We start from the raw sequence: 17028 nt of genomic DNA on the forward strand, positions 1-17028 counted from the left end.
GCGCGTTCGTCGCTGTCGTGCCAGTGGTCCTCCGGAAGGCCGGTCCCGAAGAACAGGACGGGTGCGCGGCTCGGGTGCGGGTGAGGTCCCGGACGGCTCCGGCCAGCCAGACCAGGCCCAGCAACATCGCGGGTGCGACGGCGGCCCGGCCCGGAGCGGCCAGCAGCGCGATCAGGTAGACGGTGACGACCGCGGTGCGACAGGCCAAAGCAGTGCTCATCACGTGCTCCCTTCTCTCCTGACGAAGGGCATTCCCGGTGCACCGGCCCGCCCGGGCCGTGCGCTGTCCCTCCGGGGTCAGGCGGCGCACGCCAGGGTTACCGAAAGGTGCCTCAATTTCGAAAAAGTGCCTTCTTCCCTGGTACGTCCCGGTCTCTTACGGTTCCTGAGTAACCAAAAGAGAGGGCACAACCCGATGGCCGTCACCTTGATCAACCCCGCCGGACTCCCGGAGATCCCCGTCTATCGGCAGGTCTCCATCGCGACCGGGACCAGACTGATCCACCTCGCGGGCCAGGTCTCCTGGGACGAGGACGGCAACGACGTCGGCGTCGGCGATCTGGCCGCCCAGGTCGAGCGGGCCTACCTCAACGTCGGCACCGCGCTGGCCGCGGCCGGCGCCACCTTCGACGACGTGGTGAAGCTTGTCGTGCACGTGGTCGACTGGACGCCGGACAAGATGCCGCTGCTCCTCGACGGCATCGCCCGCGCCGCCGCCACGCTCGGCGTGACCCCGGCCGCGCCGGCTTCGCTGTTCGGCATCGTCGCGCTCGACGTGCCCGAACACCTGGTCGAGGTCGAGGCGACCGCGATGATCGACTAGCCGGGTTCTCCCGGACCACCGCGGAACCGGCTCCGGAGCGACGTGCGGAGCGCCAGCGGAGCCCGGCGCTCCGGTTTGCCCGCGGGAGCATGCGGGCCGGACCACCCGCAGAGCGGGAAGATCGAATGTCAGGTGGGTCGCCGTCAGGGGGCGTCGTACCGGGTGCGGGACGCCTCGATGTGACGCAGGTAGGTCTGGGTCCAGCCGCACATGCCGTCGACCACCCCGCGCAGCGCCTGGCCGGCGGCGGTGAGGGCGTAGTCCACGCGGGGTGGGACGGTCGGGTGGACGGTGCGCTCGATCAGGCCGTTGCGCTCCAGGAGGCGCAGGTTCTGGGTGAGCATCTTGTGGCTGATGCCGCCGACCTCGTCACGGAGTTCGCTGAAGCGCATCGTGCGCTGGCCGAGGAACTCGATGATCAGGAACGCCCACTTGTTGGCGATGTCCGAGAAGATCTCCCGGGCCAGCGAGTCGGCCCGGGCCAGGTCCGCCTCGGGCGGCAGCGTGCTGATCTCTTGCCTGGTTCCCATCCGCCCACTGTAAAGAGGCGGCGCCCCGGCCGCGCCAGGTAGCGGTGCGCGCCATCGGCGCCGACGACGCCCGCCAGCTCCTCGTCCCTGCCATGAGGCTGTCTCCTTCCCGCGCGTATGAACCCTTGCAACGCGCCGTTTACCTGTTTCGGCGCCGGGTATGCCCCCGACCATGACGGGAGTGGCAATCATCACGGGCTCGGAGTCGGGCATCGGCCGGGCGACGGCGGTGGTGCTGGCGGAGGCCGGCTTCGACATCGGCATCACCGTCCACCGGGACCGGGAGAAGGCGGAACAGACCGCCGAGGAGGTACGGGCCGCGGGGCGGCGCGCCGAGATCCGGCCGCTGGACCTCACCGAGCTGCCCGGGGCCGCCGAGGTGGTCGACGAGCTCGCGGACGCGCTCGGCGGGCTCGACGTGCTCGTCAACTGCGCCGGCACCGGCATCAGCACGCCGGTGATCGACACCTCCTACCAGGATTGGCGCCGGGTGCTCGCGGTCGACCTGGACGGGCCGTTCCTCTGCGCCCAGCGCGCGGCCCGGCGGATGATCGCGGCCGGGCGCGGCGGGCGCATCATCAACATCACAAGCGTGCACGAGACCGCACCCCGGGTCGGCGCGGGCGCGTACTGCGCGGCCAAGGGCGGGCTCGGGCTGCTGACCAAGGTGATGGCCCAGGAGCTCGGCGCGCACGGCATCACCGTCAACTCGGTCGCACCCGGCGAGATCGCCACGCCGATGACCGGCCAGGAGGATCAGGACCCGCACGGCATCCGGCGCCCGGGCGTGCCGCTCGGTCGGCCCGGCGCCGCGCACGAGGTCGCCGCGGTCGTGGCCACGCTTGCCGGCCCGGCCGGCTCCTACGTCACAGGCGCGTCCTGGACCGTCGACGGCGGCATGCTTCTGATGGGCCCTCAGGCCGGCTCGCACCTGGAAAGCGACGATTGGCGTTCATGACCGGCCCCGCCCGGCCGATATGCGTGGTGTGGTGGCGATCTGGCGGTGGTATCTCGGGCTGAGCGTCGTCGCCGTCGGCGGATACCTGGTGCTGCCCGCGCAGGCCGCCTACGGCGCGCTCTTCCAGGTCGTCGTGGTGTGCGCGATCATCGCCGGGGTGCGCCGCAATCGGCCCGCGACCCGCTGGCCGTGGTACGCGATGGCCGCCAAGGTGGTGCTGTTCGCCACCGGTGACATCGCCTACTGGATGCAGACCTACTTCTATCAGCGAGACGTGTTCCCGTCGCTCGCGGACGCGTTCTACATCGCCAGCAACGTGCTGGTGATCGCCGCGCTGATCGGCTTCGTGCGCGCCCGCCGCGCCCGGTACGACCTGGCCGTGCTTCTTGATGCCTCGATCCTCTCCACGGGTGCCGCGATGCTGGCCTGGCTGTACGTGATCGGGCCGACCGCACAGGTGGCGGACCTGTCCATGCTCGGCCGGGTCGTGTCGCTGTCCTACCCGGTCTTCGACCTGCTCGCGCTGGCCCTGCTGGTCCGGCTCACGCTCGGGCCCGGCCGGCACCCGCCCGCGTACCACCTGCTGACCTCCGCGATCGGCGTGCTGCTGGTCACCGACGTCGTCTACTCGATGCAGGAGCTGAACGGGGCGTACCAGATCGGCGGTGTGCTCGACACCGGCTGGCTCGTCACGAACGCGCTGCTCGGTGCCGCCGCCCTGCACCCGACGATGGCCGCGGTCTCTCAGCCGGTCGCACCCACCACCGCCGGGGCGATCATCGGACGCCGCCGCCTGATCGCGCTCGGCGCCGCAAGCCTGACCGCGCCGCTGGTGCTGACAATCGAATGGCTGCGCGGCGGCCCGCTCGACGTGCCGATCGTGGTAGCCGGCTGCGTGGTGCTGTTCCTGCTTGTCATGGCCCGGTTGCAGGGTGTCGTGGAGCTGCTCGCCGTGGCACTCGACACCGCCGAGTCACAGGCCTGCACCGACCAGCTGACCGGCCTGGCCAACCGCCGCCTCTTCCACACCCGCTGGCAGCGCGCGCTGGCCGACGGCCCGACCGCGCTGCTCTACGTCGACCTGGACGGCTTCAAGACGGTCAACGACACCGGCGGGCACGAGGTCGGGGACGCCGTCCTCGAGACGGTCGCCGGCCGGATCCGGGGCGTCGTGCGCTCCGGCGACCTGGTGGCCCGGCTGGGCGGCGACGAGTTCGCGGTCATCCTGCCCGGCACCGGGGACGATCAGGCCGCCGCGATCGCCGCCCGCATCGTCGCGGTGGTCGCCGAACCGATCCTCACCGGCACCGGCCCGGTGACGGTCGGTGCCAGCGTCGGCGTCATCTCCGCCCCTCACCACGCGGACCCGGACACCGAGATCAAACGCGCCGACACCGCCATGTACGCCGCGAAGGCGGACGGGCGGGGCCGCGTCCGCGCCGGCTGACCCGCGGATCAGCCGACGCGGGCGGACACGGCGCCGGTCAGGGCTCGAAGACGGCCCGCACGCAGCCGTCCTCCTTGTCCTTGAACATGCGGTAGCCCTCCGGGCCACGGGCGAGCGGCATGACATGGGTGGCCAGGTACTCGGTGACCAGCTCGCCCCGCGCCATCCGCTCAAGCAGCATCGGGATGTAGCGCTGGCCGTGCATCTGCGCGCCGCGGACGGTCAGGCCCTTGTTCATCAGCGCGCCGAGCGGGAACTTGTCGACGAACCCGGCGTACACGCCGAGCACGAACACGCTGCCGCCCTTGCGAGCCTGGTAGATCGCCTCCCGGACCGCTGACGGCCGGTCAGTCTGCAGTCGGAGCTGCTGCTTGACCTGGTCGTAGGCGTGTTGCGGGCCGGGCCGGTGCGCCTCCATGCCGACCGCCTCGATGCACACGTCGGGACCGCGCCCGCCGGTCGCCTCGAGCAGTGCGGAGCCGATGTCGTCGCGCGTGTAGTTCAGCGGTTCCGCGCCGGTGAACTTGGCCGCCTGGTCCAGCCGGTTGTCGAACCGGTCGATGATCATTACGCGCTCCGCGCCGAGCAGCACCGACGCACGCGCGGCCATCTGCCCGACCGCGCCCGCGCCCCAGACGGCCACGACGTCGCCCGGTTGTACGCCGCCGAGGTCCGCACCCATCCAGCCGGTGGACGCGGAGTCGGAGGCGAACAGTGCGCGCAGGTCGTCGACCTCGTCCGGGATGGTGAACGCGCCGACGTCCGCGAACGGCACCCGGATGTACTCGGCGTGGCTGCCGGCGAACCCGCCCATCGCGTGTGAGTAGCCGTAGCAGCCGCCGGGCGCGAAGCCCCACAGGCCCTCGGTGATAGCCGGGTTCGTGTTGCCGTTGTCGCACAGCGAGTAGAGTTGCTGGGAGCAGTACCAGCACTTCCCGCAGGAGACGAACGAGCTGACCACCACCCGGTCGCCGACCTGGTGGTTGCGCACCTTCGGCCCCACCTCGACGACCTCGCCGATGAACTCATGGCCGAGCACGTCGCCGCGGCTCATGAACGGGATGTACCCGCCGATCAGGTGCAGGTCCGAACCGCAGGTCACGGTCTTGCGGACCTTGACGATGATGTCCTGCTCGTTGCGCATCTCCGGGTCGGGCACGTCCCGGACCGCCAGATCGTTCACGCCTTCCCAGCACAGTGCCTTCACAGTCGTCCCTCCTCGCGTCCGTGTCGCGTCGCATAGGCCAGCGGCGCCCCGAGTGGTGTGCGCCGGGTGGTCGGCGGTGCGTCGGGGAGCAGAACCTCGCCGGTCTCGGCGACCTGCCGCGTCTTCCGGAGCGCCAGCCGCAGCGCGCGGACGCTCTCCCGGTCCGAGGTCAGGCAGCGCGCGGCGACCTCAGTGCCCCGGCCGCCGGGCGCGGGACGTACCCGTACCTGTACCGCCTCGCCCAGGTCGTGCAGGGGCTGGGGCAGCGAGCCGACCTCCTCCGGCTCCCGGTTGATGGTGACGCTGTGCCATCGGTCCTCGGTGCCCTGCCGTTGCCGTGCCCGCCGGGCCGCCGCGGTCGCCGCCGCGATGCCTGCCGCACCCCCGGTCACCAGCGCGACCGTCATGCCGATCCTTCTCATGCCGCCTCCTCCGGACGAAGCCGTCGTGGTGTGGACGCATGCCCGTGCCGTTCCGCCTCAAACGGCGCGATTCGCCCTCCGTCGACGTGCTGTTGCTGCTCAGGTGGGGAGTGGCGAGCAGACCTCGTCGCGCAGCGTCCGGACGCCGGTTCGCTCGCGGCCACGACGTCGCGCATGCGGAACGTCGGCAGCTCCCTCTCCGTACCCGGGAGGATCTTCTGGGTTTAGTCCTTTGTGTTCCTGGAATGCGTGCCTCGGGGGATGTCCGCGGTCGTGGAGAGGACGCGTCGTGACCGCGGTGTCGCCGGAGCCGTTCGCGGTCGATCCGAGGATATTCACATCAAGGCATTTACTGATGGCGTGTCCGGTGGAAGCGTATAGCCGCATGACACGGAAAGCTGCGCTTGTCACAGCGCTCATAGCGGCGATTGTCGGTGCGTCGGCGACACCGGCGAGCGCCGCGGCGCCGGTTCCGAGGTTCACACACCTGGCGCCCGGGAGCCAGCCGACGCTCGTCGAGAAGGTCCCGGTCAACGTGGTCTTCCTCGGCTACGACCGGCAGGAGGTCAACCAGGCGCAGTTCACGAGCGGCCTGGCCAAGACCTACGTGCCGGAGGTGCGGTCCCGGCAGTGGTACGGCGAGCAGGAGAAGCTCGGCATCACCTACGCCTACGACTACAAGATCTCCTATGCGGACCGCGGTTACGAGGACTCGTTCTTCACGAAGCTGTCGAGCCTGGCCACGCCGGCGCCGCTGACCGCCTATCAGGAGGCCTACAACGCCCAGGAGAAGAACGTCCTGGACGTCACGGAGAACAACTACATCGACGGGCCGAGCGTGGAGAAGTACCTCGCGTTCCACCCGCCGCGCGGCGTCGACACCCGGCGCAACACGATCTTCCTGATCAACTGGTACGGGCGGGCCGACTTCAAGTTCCACCTCTACAGCAAGACCGGTGAGCCGGACCCGGACACCGGCTTCGACTTCGGGGCGAACCGGGACAGCCGCAAGATGATGGCCTGGGGCGGCACCACAGCGGACGACGAGGAGACCGGCCTGGGCGCGACCCGCCGCGTCTGGTTCGCCGACCTGTCCGCCGGCCCCGAGGCGAACATGGCGAACTACATCGTCGACCAGCTGGACGTGGACGGCGACGACTACCCGGACTACCGCATGCCGACCGCCTGGGAGTACACCGCCGGTGGTTTCCGGTCCCCGGCAGCGCTCGCCGGTGACCTGGCCAAGCTCACCCGGTACGTCGCGCTGGACCTGCTGATGACCACGTCGCCGCTCTACCCGGTGGAGCTGCCGACCGCGAACGGCCTGCCGAAGACGATCAACCTGGACAGCAACACGTACGAGGGCTGGCCGGGTGTGGACGCGTCCGCGCAGTACATCAAGCCGCAGCTGCTTGTGAAGGAGCTGTCCGAGCTGCGCTGGCGCAACAAGCTGGACTACGACAACCAGGACATCGCCTGGGACGCGCGCAACACGGCCTGCTTCACCGGTCAGTTCGTCACCGGCGAGCCGTGCTACGAGGGCCAGGCGCTGCCGCCGGGGGCGAACCTGTTCCTCTACAACGACGAGTTCATCGCGCGTACCAAGGACGACGCCGGGAAGGTCGACTACGAGCTGCCGCTGATCAACTACGTGTACACGGACGAGAACGCGGGGACGCCGCTCGGCTACGCGGACGACAACTGGGTGGACGGCACGCAGAGCTACGTCTTCTCGTTCCTGTCACCGGGCATCGTGGCGGCGGGCTACGGCCTGACCACCACGCAGATCCACGAGGCCGGCCACCACCTCGGCATGTCGCACCCGCACGACGGCTGGGACAGCGAGTCCGGCGCGGACATCGGCGCGAGCGGTGACTTCTTCTTCTCGTGGGTCGGCGACGAGAACAACTCGATGATGAGCTACATCGACGTGAATTGGGACTTCAGCCAGTTCGACAGGGACAACAGCGACCGGTTCCTGACCGCGGCGTACAACGAGGGCGCGAACGCACTTGCCGCGGACGTGCTGGCCTCCCGGAACGCGCGCAAGGGCACCGCGGACCTGTACGCGGCCGACCTCGCGCTCGGCCTGGCGAAGAAGGCGTTCGCGAACCACGAGTACCGGGCCGCGTACACGTTCGCGGAGGAGGCGTACAACGCGGTGGTCCGGGCCGCGAAGAAGGCCGGCGTCGACCCGAACACGGCGGCGGACGCCATGCGCGCGCAGGCCGAGGCGGCGCGCGTTTCCGGCAAGGCGAACGACCCGCACGAGTTCATCGACACGCTGGAGCAGGGCTCGGGCCCGCGCTCGCTGCCCTAACCGCTCAGGCCCAGCACCCGTGCCGGGCCGCCGGAGCCCTGCTCCCACGGCGTCACGCCGACCACAAGCGTGGCGCCGTGGGCGGGCAGCGTGTCCAGGCCGCGCAGGTTCTCGATGCCGTACCGGTCCGCGCCGAGCAACGCGAAATGCACCGGGTAGTCCTCGGACCGGCCCGGGTCCAGGCTCAGCGTGTCCACGCCGAGACACCGGATCCCGCGCTCGGCGAGCAGCCACTCGCACGCGTCCGCGCTGAAGCCGGGGAAGTGCATGACGCCCGCGCCGTCCGGGTTGCGGTACCGCCGCGCGGAGCCGGCCCGCTCGTCCCAGCCGGTGTGCAGCAGCACTGCCGCGCCGGCCGGGATCCGGCCCCACTTCCGCTCGTGCGCCACGATGTCCGCGACCGCAAGCACCGCGTCCGCGTTGTGTGCGGCCCGCCGCCGGATGCTGAGCACGATGGCCGGCAGCACAAGTTCCTCAGGCGTCAGGTCGGTGACCGCGCGCCCGCCCGTGACGAAGTGGTTCGGCGCGTCGACGTGCGTGCCGGTGTGCTCGACGATCCGCCACTCCTGCATGTAGTAGCCGTCCGTCTCGATCGACTTGTACGGCCCGCGCCGCGCCTCCTCCCCGTCCGCGAACGTGGGGAACGTGGTGGTGAACGGGTGCGTCAGGTCCCGCACCACCCGGGACGCGTGGGCGGAGGCCGGTGCCGGGACCGCAGTGGCGGCGACGAGCCCGGCAAGCCCGGCCAGCGCACCCCGCCGGGAGACGACGGGGTGCGCGGCGGCATGACGCAGGCACTGTTCGGTGCACATGGCGGTGCTCCCTTCCTAGACGGGAAGCCGACCACACGCCCTACCGTCATGCAAGCATCACTCAGCGTGTCGGTTGACGCTGTTCACACTCAGCGGCGCGGCTCCCAGCGGAACATCCGGCTCGCAAGCGCGACCGCGACGACCACCCAGCTGAGCGTGGGCGCCAGCAGGATCAGCGACTCGGAGACCGCGGTGCCGCCGTTCCACGCCTGCGTGATCAGCTCGGTGGCGGCACCGCCCGGCAGCAGCCGCTTGAGCAGCGTCAACTCCTCCGTACCGGAGAGGCCGACCCAGCTGGCGATCCCGATCACGCCGAGGATCACCGGCAGCGTGGTGACCTGCGCGTGCTCCGGCGAGTTCGTCAGGCCGGCCGTGGCCAGCGCCAGGCCGACCATCATCGCCACGGTGGCCAGCACCGCGAGCACGAGCAGCGCCGGGTTGGCCGGAGCCTCGGCGACCACGGCAAGCACGGTCAGGATCACCGCGATCTGTACGACCGCGATGACAGTGGCCGGAAGCATCAGCCCGGCCAGGATGCCGGCGTCCCCGGCCGTGGTGGAGCGCAGCCGCTTCAGGAACAGGTTCTGCCGGCGCGAGGCCAGCGTGGTGACAGTGCTTGCGTACAGGCCGACCGCGCTGATCGTGAACAGCACCACTGCCGCGATGTACCCGATGCTGCCGAGCGCGGCGAACACCTCGTGCCGGTAGACGAAGAACGCACTGACCGCGGCCGGCATGATCATGCTGGTGACGAGTACGAGCCGGTTGCGGAAGATCTGGATCAGCTCGTGGCGTGCGATGGAGAGCATCAGTTGTCCCTCAGGTCTCGGAAGATGTCGTCGAGCCGGGTCGGGCCTGCCTCCAGGCCGTCCAGCGCGATGCGGTTGTCGTGCGCCCAGCCGAGCAGGTGATAGAGGTCCTTGGGCAGGTCGGTGCTGTGGGCCAGCCACCGGCCGTCGTGTTCCTTCGTCGCAGGCAGCGGAGGCTCCACCTCCGCCGAGAACCTGATGAAGGACGGCAGCGTGCGGGTCAGCTCCGCGACCGTCCCCTCCCGGTGGAACACGCCCCGGTGCATCAGGCCGATCCGGTCCGCCCGCTGCTGCGCCTCCTCCAGGTAGTGCGTGGTGAGCACGATCGTCGAGCCGTCCTCGCGCAGCCGGTCCACGGCCGCCCACAGGTCGTCCCGGGACGAGATGTCCAGCCCGGTGGTCGGCTCGTCCAGGAAGATCAGCTCCGGCGCGCCCCAGACCGCGGTGGCGAAGTCCAGCCGCCGCTTCTCACCGCCGGACAACTGGGAGACGAGAGTGCCGGACTTGCGGGTGAGCTCCACTAGGTCGAGCACGCGGGCGACCGTGTCCTCGCGCCGGGTGAGCCCGCCGATCAGCCGCACCGACTCCGCCACCGTCAGATCGGGGGAGAAGCCGCTTTCCTGAAGCATGATGCCGGTCCGCGGCCGGACGGCACGCCGATCCCGCGGGCTCCCGCCGAACACCCGCACCTCGCCGGAGGTCGGCAGCCGGTGTCCCTCCACCACCTCGAGCGTGGTGGTCTTGCCGGCGCCGTTCGTGCCGAGCAGCGCGTACAGCTCGCCCTTGGACACCTGAAAGGACAGATCCTTGACGGCGTGGAAATCGCCGTATGTCACGTTGAGCGTGTCGACTTCAATGACCATGCCGTCGATTCCAGCCCGTACGCCGGCCGCCGGGCAGTGCCGTCACGTCACCACAAGGTCATGACGTGGTGTCACTGCCGGCCGTCGCGACAAGCGGAAATACTCGGTGGATGAGAACCGGCCGGACGGACGCGCAACAGCAGCTGCGCGGCCTCAACCTCACCACCGGCGTCCCGATCCTGCTCGCCGCCGGCGCGCTGCTGGTGGCCACGGACGCGGACACCTGGTGGCAGGCGCTGATCCTGACGGCCAACCTGCTTGTCGCGCTGCTCGCGTTCGAACGGTGGGCCGCGCACGACTTCGACCGGGTCCTCGTGCCGTGCCTGATCGTCACCGCGCTTGTCTGGCCGCTCGGCGTGCTCTGGCTGGACGCCCCCAACGCCTACTACGGGCTCGCCATCGTGGGCGCGCACGCGGTGCCCCAGGCGCCCCGGTTCCGGATCACGGCCGCGGCCGCGCTGATCGGCTACGTCGGGCTGGCCGGCGCGCTGCGCCTGCTGGTCGCGCCCTGGGACGCGGGCGACCTGCTCATCCCGTACCTCGTGCTGCCCGTGGGCGTCACCGCCGTGATGACCGGGTTCATGTTCCCGAACAAGGGCTTCTACGACGTGGTCCGGGAGCTCGAGGAGGGCCGCGACCGGGAGGCGGAGCTGGCCGTGACGCGCGAGCGGGTCCGGTTCGCCGGCGACCTGCACGACATCCAGGGCCACACGCTGCACGTGGTGAAGCTGAAGGTGACGCTCGCCCAGAAGCTCGTGCACACCGACCCGGACCGGGCCGCCGCGGAACTGCGGGAGATCCACGCGCTGGTCAGCGACACGATCACACAGACCAAGGAGCTGGCGTACGCGCAACGCCGCCTCAACCTCTCCGCAGAGCTGGAGAACGCCAAGAACCTCTTCGAGGCCGCAGGCATCCGGGTGCACGTCGACCGCGCCTCCCCGGACGGCGGCATCGCGCACGAACTGCTCAGCCAGGTGCTGCGCGAGACCACCACGAACATCCTCCGGCACGCGCAGGCGACCGAGGTGCACATCACGCTCACCGGCGCGGGCATCACCATCGTCAACGACGGCGCGCGGCCGGTGTCCGGCGGCCCGGAGCTGCGCGGCCTGTCCACGCTGCGGCAACGCCTGGCGGACGAGGGCGGCGCACTGACCGTCGCACAGTCCGGCGGCCGGTTCAGCACCGCCGCCACCGCACCGGAAGGGCGTTCCCCCGTCCCGGAGGAGAACCGATGACCACAGTGGTACTCGCGGACGACGAGGTGCTGCTGCGCAAGGCGATGGCCGCGCTGCTGCCGATGGAAGGCGACATCACGGTGCTCGCCGAGGCCGAGGACGGCGACACCGCCGTCGACGCCACGCTCCTCCACCGGCCGGACGTGCTCGTCATCGACCTGGAGATGCCCGGCACGGACGGTCTCGGCGCGGTCGCGCGGATCCGGCGTACCCTCCCCGCGCAAGTGATCTTGATGTTGACCCGCCACGCGCGCCCCGGCGTGCTGCGCAAGGCGCTGAAACTCGGCGTCCAGGGCTTCGTCACCAAGTCGGCCGAGCCCGCCCACATCGCCGCCGTCATCGCCGCGCTGCACGGCGGCCGCCGCTGGATCGACCCCGACGTCTCCGCGCTCGCGGTCATCGACGACTGCCCCCTCACCGACCGCGAACTCGATGCGCTCCGCGTCACCGGGGAGGGCTATTCCGTGGTCGACATCGCGGCCCGCCTGCACCTCGCGCCCGGGACCGTCCGCAACTACCTCTCCAGCGCCATGCAGAAGACGCAGACCCAGACCCGCCATGAGGCCGCCCGCTACGCCCGCGAACACGACTGGCTCTGACCCGACCGCGCCGCGGTCCTTCGTCCGGCGCGACAGCTCGCGCCGGGTTCCGCTGACTTTCGCGCCGCCAGGCGGTCCATGCTCCGGTCGCAACAGCTCGCGCCGTCCCGCCCTGCTCGCGCCGCGCTGTCCCGCCCTGCTCGCGCCGCCCCGCCCCGCGGCGCGCTCTTCGGCCGCAGCCGCTCCTGCTGCTCCGCTCTGCGGCGCTAAGTAATCAATCAGTGGTACAAAAGATAGGTCAACTAGCGATGTGGATCTATCTTTTGTGCCACTGAGTGGCTGCTCAGTGGCATGGACCTCGGCCAGCGACGCTTTATGGAGATATTTCCGGTGGCGCCGTCGGAGCAGCGGCGGCGAAATGAGACTAGCCTCCTAGGATGACAAACGCGGTGTGAGCGTGAACCGCGCCGGGCCGCGCTCGCCCCCTCACCACCGATGATCGACTTCGCGCTTCGGGACCTGTTCGATGAAGGGCCTATTGTGTCGGCGTGATCTCGTTGCGTGGGCAGTGGCCGCTGGCATTCCTGCTTGCCGTGCTGCTCGCGGGCGACCTGGAATCGTCGCGCGGCATCTCGTTCACCGGCCAGCTGTGGGCGGTGCCGGGCATGCTGCTCCTCGGCGTGCTCGCGGTCCTCGCGCCGCTCCGGGTGACCGCCGCAGCGCTCGCCGCGGCCGCGGTCGTGGTGCTGTCGTCGGCGTTGCTGTGGGTGGCCGGCGCGTTCGTGGTGGCCGGGCTGCCGCTGCTGGCCAGCGAGACGGCCGCGCTGATGATCGTGGTCGCGGCCGTGGTCCGCATCCTGCCGCCGGTCAGGGCCGCCGGGCTGGTCTGCATACAGATCGCCGCGATCCTTGTCGCCGCCGTGCTGCGGCCCGACCTGGACGCCACGACGCCGGCCGGCGAGGTGTTCTTCACCGACGCATTCCTGCTGATGTTCGCGATCACCGCCGGCTGGTACCTGCGCGGCCGGGACCGGGAACGACTCCGCCGCACCGAGGAGGCGGTGGCCGCGGCGCAACACCGTGAGCGGATCGCGCTGGCCCGGGAGCTGCACGACGTGGTGGCGCACCACATCGGCGGCATGGTGGTCCAGGCCCAGGCCGCCCAGGCGGTGGCAACGGCCGACGCCGGTGCCGCCGCCCGCGTGCTGCCGGTGATCGAGCGCGCGGGCGCGGACGCGCTCACCTCGATGCGCCGCATGGTAGCCACGCTCCGGGACGCGGACGCCGACGCCGGCACCCGCGTGCGGGCCGAGGACCTCACGACCTCGCTGCACGCGCTGGCCGCCACGCCCGGCACTCCGGTGCGGCTCGGCATCATCGACCCCGTCCCGGCCGCGCTCGCTACGTCAGTGCTCCGCCTGGTCCAGGAGTCGGTCACGAACGCCCGCCGGCACGCCTCCGGCGCAACCCAGATCGCAGTGACGCTAACCAATGAAAACGGAAAAATCGCCGTGAGGGTACGCGACGACGGCCGCCCCGGCGCAGCACCAGTGACCGTCGGCGGCGGCTTCGGCCTGATCGGCATGCGCGAACGCGCCGACCTTCTCGGCGGCACCCTCTCCGCCGGCCGCACCGACGGCGGCGGCTGGGAGGTCGCCGCCTATCTGCCCGTCGCGCACGGAGAAGCCGAGGCGCCGGCGCGCGGTATCCCCGGCGCGTCCACGCACGGTGAGGCGGGGATGCCCCGTGGAGGCGGGGACGGCACATCCCCGTTCGGTGATACCGACGCGCTTGCGCGCGGATCGGATGACGCATCCGCGCACGGCGTTGGCGAGTTGCCCGCGCGCAGTGCGGCCGTGACGCCACCGCTTGGCGATGCCGGGATGCCCACGCTCGGCGAGATCGAGACCCGGTGAGCGCATGCGTGTCCTGATCGCCGACGACCAGGAGCTCATCCGGGCCGGCTTCCGGATGATCCTCGAGGCGCAGCCGGACATCACAGTCGTTGCCGAGGTCGCGGACGGCCGTACCGCGCTCGCCGAGGCGCGACGACTGCGCCCGGACGTGTGCGTGCTCGACGTGCGCATGCCCGGCCTGGACGGCATCGAGGTCACCCGCCTGCTGGCCGGGCCCGACGTCACCGGCCCGATCCCGGTCGTCGTGATCACCATGTTCGACGTCGATGAATACGTCGACGCCGCCCTCCGCCACGGCGCCTCCGGCTTCCTGCTCAAGGACTGCGGCGCCGCGCTGCTGATCGAGGCCGTGCACGCTGCGGTCCGCGGCGACGCGCTGGTCGCGCCGCAGATCACGGTCCGTCTGCTGCGGCACTTCCGGCAGGGCGGGCCGGCGCCGGCCGCGGTGGACCTGACCGATCGGGAGCGCGAGGTCGTCCGTGCGGTCGCGCGCGGCCTCACCAACCATGAGATCGCGGCGGAGCTGTTCGTGGCCGCCACCACGGTTCGCACCCATCTCGCCGCCGCGCGGGCCAAGCTCGGCGTCCGCAACCGGGTTGAGGTGGCGTCCTGGGCCTGGCGTTCCGGGCTTGCGGGGGACTGACTACGACTTTCGGCCGATCGGTAGGCAGCGGAATCTCGTCATCGTGCCGACCGTTCCGCAGCCTGCGGACGGAGGTCGACGGAACGCCGATCGGGAACGCTCGACCGCATGACGACCACCACCGCCGCGCCGGCCCGGGCTCGGGTCGATGCGCTCGACGCGCTGCGGGGCTTCGCGCTCTGCGGCATCCTGCTTGTCAACATCCCGTGGCAGATCATCACGGTGCGGATGACGTACGACGCGCCCGCCGCCCGGCTGCTGGAGCTGACCGTGCACGGCCGGTTCTTCCCGATCTTCAGTTTCCTGTTCGGCGTGAGCTTCGCGCTGTTCCTCGACTCGGCCGCGACCCGCACCCGGCATCCCAGGGTGGTGCTGCTGCGCCGCCTGGTCGTGCTCGGGCTGTTCGGCCTGGCGCACCTGCAGCTGCATTCGGGCGAGGCGCTGCTGCCGTACGCCATCGTCGGGATCGTCATCCTGCTGCCCGCGTCCTGGCTGCCGCGCCCGGTGCTGCTCGCGCTGGCCGTGCTCGCGCTGGCCGGCGGGGTGCTTGCCGGCGGCGGAACCCTGCTGATCCCGGGCCTGTTCCTGATCGGCCTGGCCGCGGTCCGCTACGGCGTGATCGACACGCTCGCGCAGCGCCGCACGTCGATCGCGGTCCTGTGCGGCCTGTCGGTGGCAGGCGTGGTTCCGGCAACGATCTGGCAGCACGCCGCGCCGGCCGACGAGGTTGCGGTCACGGTCGCGGGCCTGCTCGGCGCGATCGCCTATGGCACCGGGCTGCTGCTGTTCCTGCGGACGCGTGCGGGGGCGGCGGTGCAGCGCGTGCTGGCTCCGCTGGGCCGGATGGCGTTGACGAACTATCTGACCGCCACGCTGATCGCGGCCGTGGCCGGCCCGTTGATCGGCCTGACGCATTCCGCGCACTACGGCCGGATGGTGCTGCTGGCCTGCGCGGTCCTCGCCGCGCAGGCCGTGTGCAGTCACTACTGGCTGGCCCGCCACCGGTACGGCCCGGCCGAGTGGCTCTGGCGGTACGCCACCTGGCTCACTGTCCCGCGGGCGGAGACGCCGCGGGGGACGCCGTCGCCGGATCCCCTTCCGACGGCGCGATGAACTCGGGGTGCGCGGTCAGGAACGCGCCGAGCGTACCCCCCTGGGCGGCCTTGATCATTTCGAGCGACAGCGGGTTCAGGTCTTCGAAGTAGGTGTTGTTGATGATGCGGGTGTTGACCACGCCGGAGTTCGTCTTGAGCAGCGTCATGTCGTTGGCCGCGACGCCCCGCAACGTGAAGATGTAGTCGATGATCGGCGTGCCGCGGGTGTCCAGGATGAACGCGTCGCCCGCGGCGCCGATCAGCTGGTTCAGCTTGCCGGGGTCGGTGAGCACGCCGGTCGAGGTCGCCTGCTTGACGATCGCCTTGATCAGCTGCTGCTGGTGGCGCTGCCTGTCGTAGTCGCCGTTCGGAAGGCTCTTGCGGATGCGTGAGTAGTCAAGCGCCTCGGTCGCGGTCATCTTCCGGCACCCGACCTTGTGCACGAACGGCGTGACGCCCTGCTGGAGCTGGATGCCGCTCCACTCCGAGTACCAGCCCTGCACCAGCTTGCCGTCCTTGTCCACGCCCAGGTGCGCGGACTCGGCCTCCTGGTCGACGCACATGTCGACGCCGCCGAGCGCGTGGATGACGCTTGAGAACCCGTTGAAGTCGATGATCGCGGCGCCGTTGAACTTGATTCCGGTCGCCTTGTTGATCGTGGTGGACAGCAGGTCCATGCCCCGGCCGAGCTTCTCCAGGTGGGTGCCCTCACCGTCGTACCCGGCGGAGAAAGCGGTGTTGATCTTGTCGCTGATCCCCGGGAAGCCGTTCTTCTGGTAGGCCGGGATGTCGACGAGCCAGTCACGCGGCAGCGAGATCAGGTAGGCCTTGTCGTGCGTCTCCGGGATGTGCAGGATAATGATCGTGTCCGATCGGACCGAGTCACCGTCGCTCCCGCCGTTCTCGCCGCGCGCATCGATGCCGACGAGCAGCAGGTTGACCGCGCCCTCGATGTTGTTGCCCTGCGGGCCCTCGGCCGCGCTGGCCTCACCCTCGAGCAGCGTGGTCTGCGTGATCGAATCCGTTGCCTTGCTGACCAGCACGTGCGCGCCGACCGCCACGCCCCCGCTCACCACCACAATCACCACGGCGAGAACGAGCACGATCCGCGCCCACACCGGCCACTTCCGACGCTCGGTCGCCACCGCGAAACCTCTCCTCTGCCGCCCATGTTCAGGCCGACGTGTACTGGTGTTTCCCTCTAGACCCCGGTAAAAGCCCTCACGAGCCTACGAGGACCACTAAAGCGACGCAGCTCACACCCGCGGCTGCCGCATTCGCCAATTCTTCCGACCAAACCGCGATTCAGTGAGGTGATCTCAGCAGGGAATGGGCGCTGATTCGGTGCGACACGGGCATATGCCGTTTACCGGGCAGTGCTGGATGTGGGCGTGGAGCCATCGA

General features: G+C 70.5%; 16 protein-coding genes. 9 read left to right on the forward strand and 7 right to left on the reverse strand.

Annotation, left to right across the window (positions count from 1 at the left end):
- Positions 1–415: 415 nt before the first annotated feature.
- Positions 416–823 carry a Rid family hydrolase gene (locus ACIA8K_RS34010; RefSeq protein ID WP_396066820.1) on the forward strand — a complete coding sequence of 136 codons (408 nt, stop codon included), beginning with the start codon at positions 416–418 and terminating at the stop codon, positions 821–823.
- Between the two features lie 143 nt (positions 824–966).
- Here the strand turns inward: ACIA8K_RS34010 and ACIA8K_RS34015 are convergent, their stop codons facing one another.
- Positions 967–1353 carry a winged helix-turn-helix transcriptional regulator gene (locus tag ACIA8K_RS34015; RefSeq protein ID WP_396066822.1) on the reverse strand — a complete coding sequence of 129 codons (387 nt, stop codon included), beginning with the start codon at positions 1351–1353 and terminating at the stop codon, positions 967–969.
- 172 nt (positions 1354–1525) lie between these two features.
- On the opposite strand from ACIA8K_RS34015, the gene ACIA8K_RS34020 reads away from it, so the two are divergent.
- Both ACIA8K_RS34020 and ACIA8K_RS34025 read left to right on the forward strand, forming a co-directional pair.
- Entirely contained in the window at positions 1526–2311 is a 786-nt protein-coding gene (locus tag ACIA8K_RS34020; protein ID WP_396066824.1) for an SDR family oxidoreductase, read from the forward strand.
- A 31-nt stretch (positions 2312–2342) separates the two neighbouring features.
- Entirely contained in the window at positions 2343–3758 is a 1416-nt protein-coding gene (locus tag ACIA8K_RS34025) for a diguanylate cyclase domain-containing protein (protein WP_396066826.1), read from the forward strand.
- Positions 3759–3795: 37 nt separating this feature from the next.
- Here ACIA8K_RS34025 and ACIA8K_RS34030 read toward each other — a convergent pair whose 3' ends face one another.
- Positions 3796–4965 carry a zinc-dependent alcohol dehydrogenase gene (locus ACIA8K_RS34030; protein ID WP_396066828.1) on the reverse strand — a complete coding sequence of 390 codons (1170 nt, stop codon included), beginning with the start codon at positions 4963–4965 and terminating at the stop codon, positions 3796–3798.
- Positions 4962–5387 carry a hypothetical protein gene (locus tag ACIA8K_RS34035; RefSeq protein WP_396066830.1) on the reverse strand — a complete coding sequence of 142 codons (426 nt, stop codon included), beginning with the start codon at positions 5385–5387 and terminating at the stop codon, positions 4962–4964. Before ACIA8K_RS34035 ends, ACIA8K_RS34030 begins: the two co-directional genes overlap by 4 nt.
- 385 nt (positions 5388–5772) lie before the next feature.
- Between ACIA8K_RS34035 and ACIA8K_RS34040 the strand changes: the two genes are divergently transcribed.
- Positions 5773–7707, forward strand: a complete 1935-nt coding sequence (locus tag ACIA8K_RS34040; RefSeq protein ID WP_396066832.1) for a hypothetical protein — start codon at positions 5773–5775, stop codon at positions 7705–7707.
- On the opposite strand, the gene ACIA8K_RS34045 is transcribed toward ACIA8K_RS34040, so the two are convergent.
- The 3 genes from ACIA8K_RS34045 to ACIA8K_RS34055 all read right to left on the reverse strand — a co-directional run bounded on the left by ACIA8K_RS34045 (position 7704) and on the right by ACIA8K_RS34055 (position 10191).
- Entirely contained in the window at positions 7704–8519 is an 816-nt protein-coding gene (locus tag ACIA8K_RS34045; RefSeq protein WP_396066834.1) for a cyclase family protein, read from the reverse strand. The two genes, ACIA8K_RS34040 and ACIA8K_RS34045, sit on opposite strands and share 4 nt — an antisense overlap.
- 89 nt (positions 8520–8608) lie before the next feature.
- The gene (locus ACIA8K_RS34050; RefSeq protein ID WP_396066836.1) at positions 8609–9328 is read right to left on the reverse strand and encodes an ABC transporter permease; all 720 of its coding nucleotides are present in this window, start codon (positions 9326–9328) and stop codon (positions 8609–8611) included.
- Positions 9328–10191, reverse strand: coding sequence for an ABC transporter ATP-binding protein (locus ACIA8K_RS34055; RefSeq protein ID WP_396066838.1), 864 nt, complete (start codon positions 10189–10191; stop codon positions 9328–9330). The genes ACIA8K_RS34050 and ACIA8K_RS34055 overlap by 1 nt, the downstream gene beginning before the upstream one ends.
- Positions 10192–10301: 110 nt before the next feature.
- On the opposite strand from ACIA8K_RS34055, the gene ACIA8K_RS34060 reads away from it, so the two are divergent.
- From ACIA8K_RS34060 to ACIA8K_RS34080, 5 genes are all read left to right on the forward strand, one after another.
- A complete protein-coding gene (locus tag ACIA8K_RS34060; protein ID WP_396066840.1) occupies positions 10302–11432 on the forward strand; it encodes a sensor histidine kinase in 1131 nt (376 codons plus the stop codon).
- Complete coding sequence (locus ACIA8K_RS34065; protein ID WP_396066842.1) at positions 11429–12031, forward strand: DNA-binding response regulator; 603 nt, start codon at positions 11429–11431, stop codon at positions 12029–12031. Before ACIA8K_RS34060 ends, ACIA8K_RS34065 begins: the two co-directional genes overlap by 4 nt.
- A 488-nt stretch (positions 12032–12519) precedes the next feature.
- Positions 12520–13887, forward strand: a complete 1368-nt coding sequence (locus ACIA8K_RS34070; RefSeq protein ID WP_396066844.1) for a sensor histidine kinase — start codon at positions 12520–12522, stop codon at positions 13885–13887.
- Positions 13888–13891: 4 nt separating this feature from the next.
- On the forward strand, positions 13892–14530 hold the full coding sequence (locus tag ACIA8K_RS34075) for a response regulator (protein WP_396066846.1): 639 nt from the start codon (positions 13892–13894) through the stop codon (positions 14528–14530).
- 108 nt (positions 14531–14638) lie between these two features.
- A complete protein-coding gene (locus ACIA8K_RS34080; protein ID WP_396066848.1) occupies positions 14639–15643 on the forward strand; it encodes a DUF418 domain-containing protein in 1005 nt (334 codons plus the stop codon).
- Here ACIA8K_RS34080 and ACIA8K_RS34085 read toward each other — a convergent pair.
- A complete protein-coding gene (locus ACIA8K_RS34085; protein WP_396066850.1) occupies positions 15576–16769 on the reverse strand; it encodes an LCP family protein in 1194 nt (397 codons plus the stop codon). The genes ACIA8K_RS34080 and ACIA8K_RS34085 overlap by 68 nt on opposite strands.
- Positions 16770–17028: the final 259 nt, after the last annotated feature.

Origin of the sequence: Catenuloplanes sp. NPDC051500, assembly GCF_044454585.1 — a bacterium.
Classification (GTDB): domain Bacteria; phylum Actinomycetota; class Actinomycetes; order Mycobacteriales; family Micromonosporaceae; genus Catenuloplanes.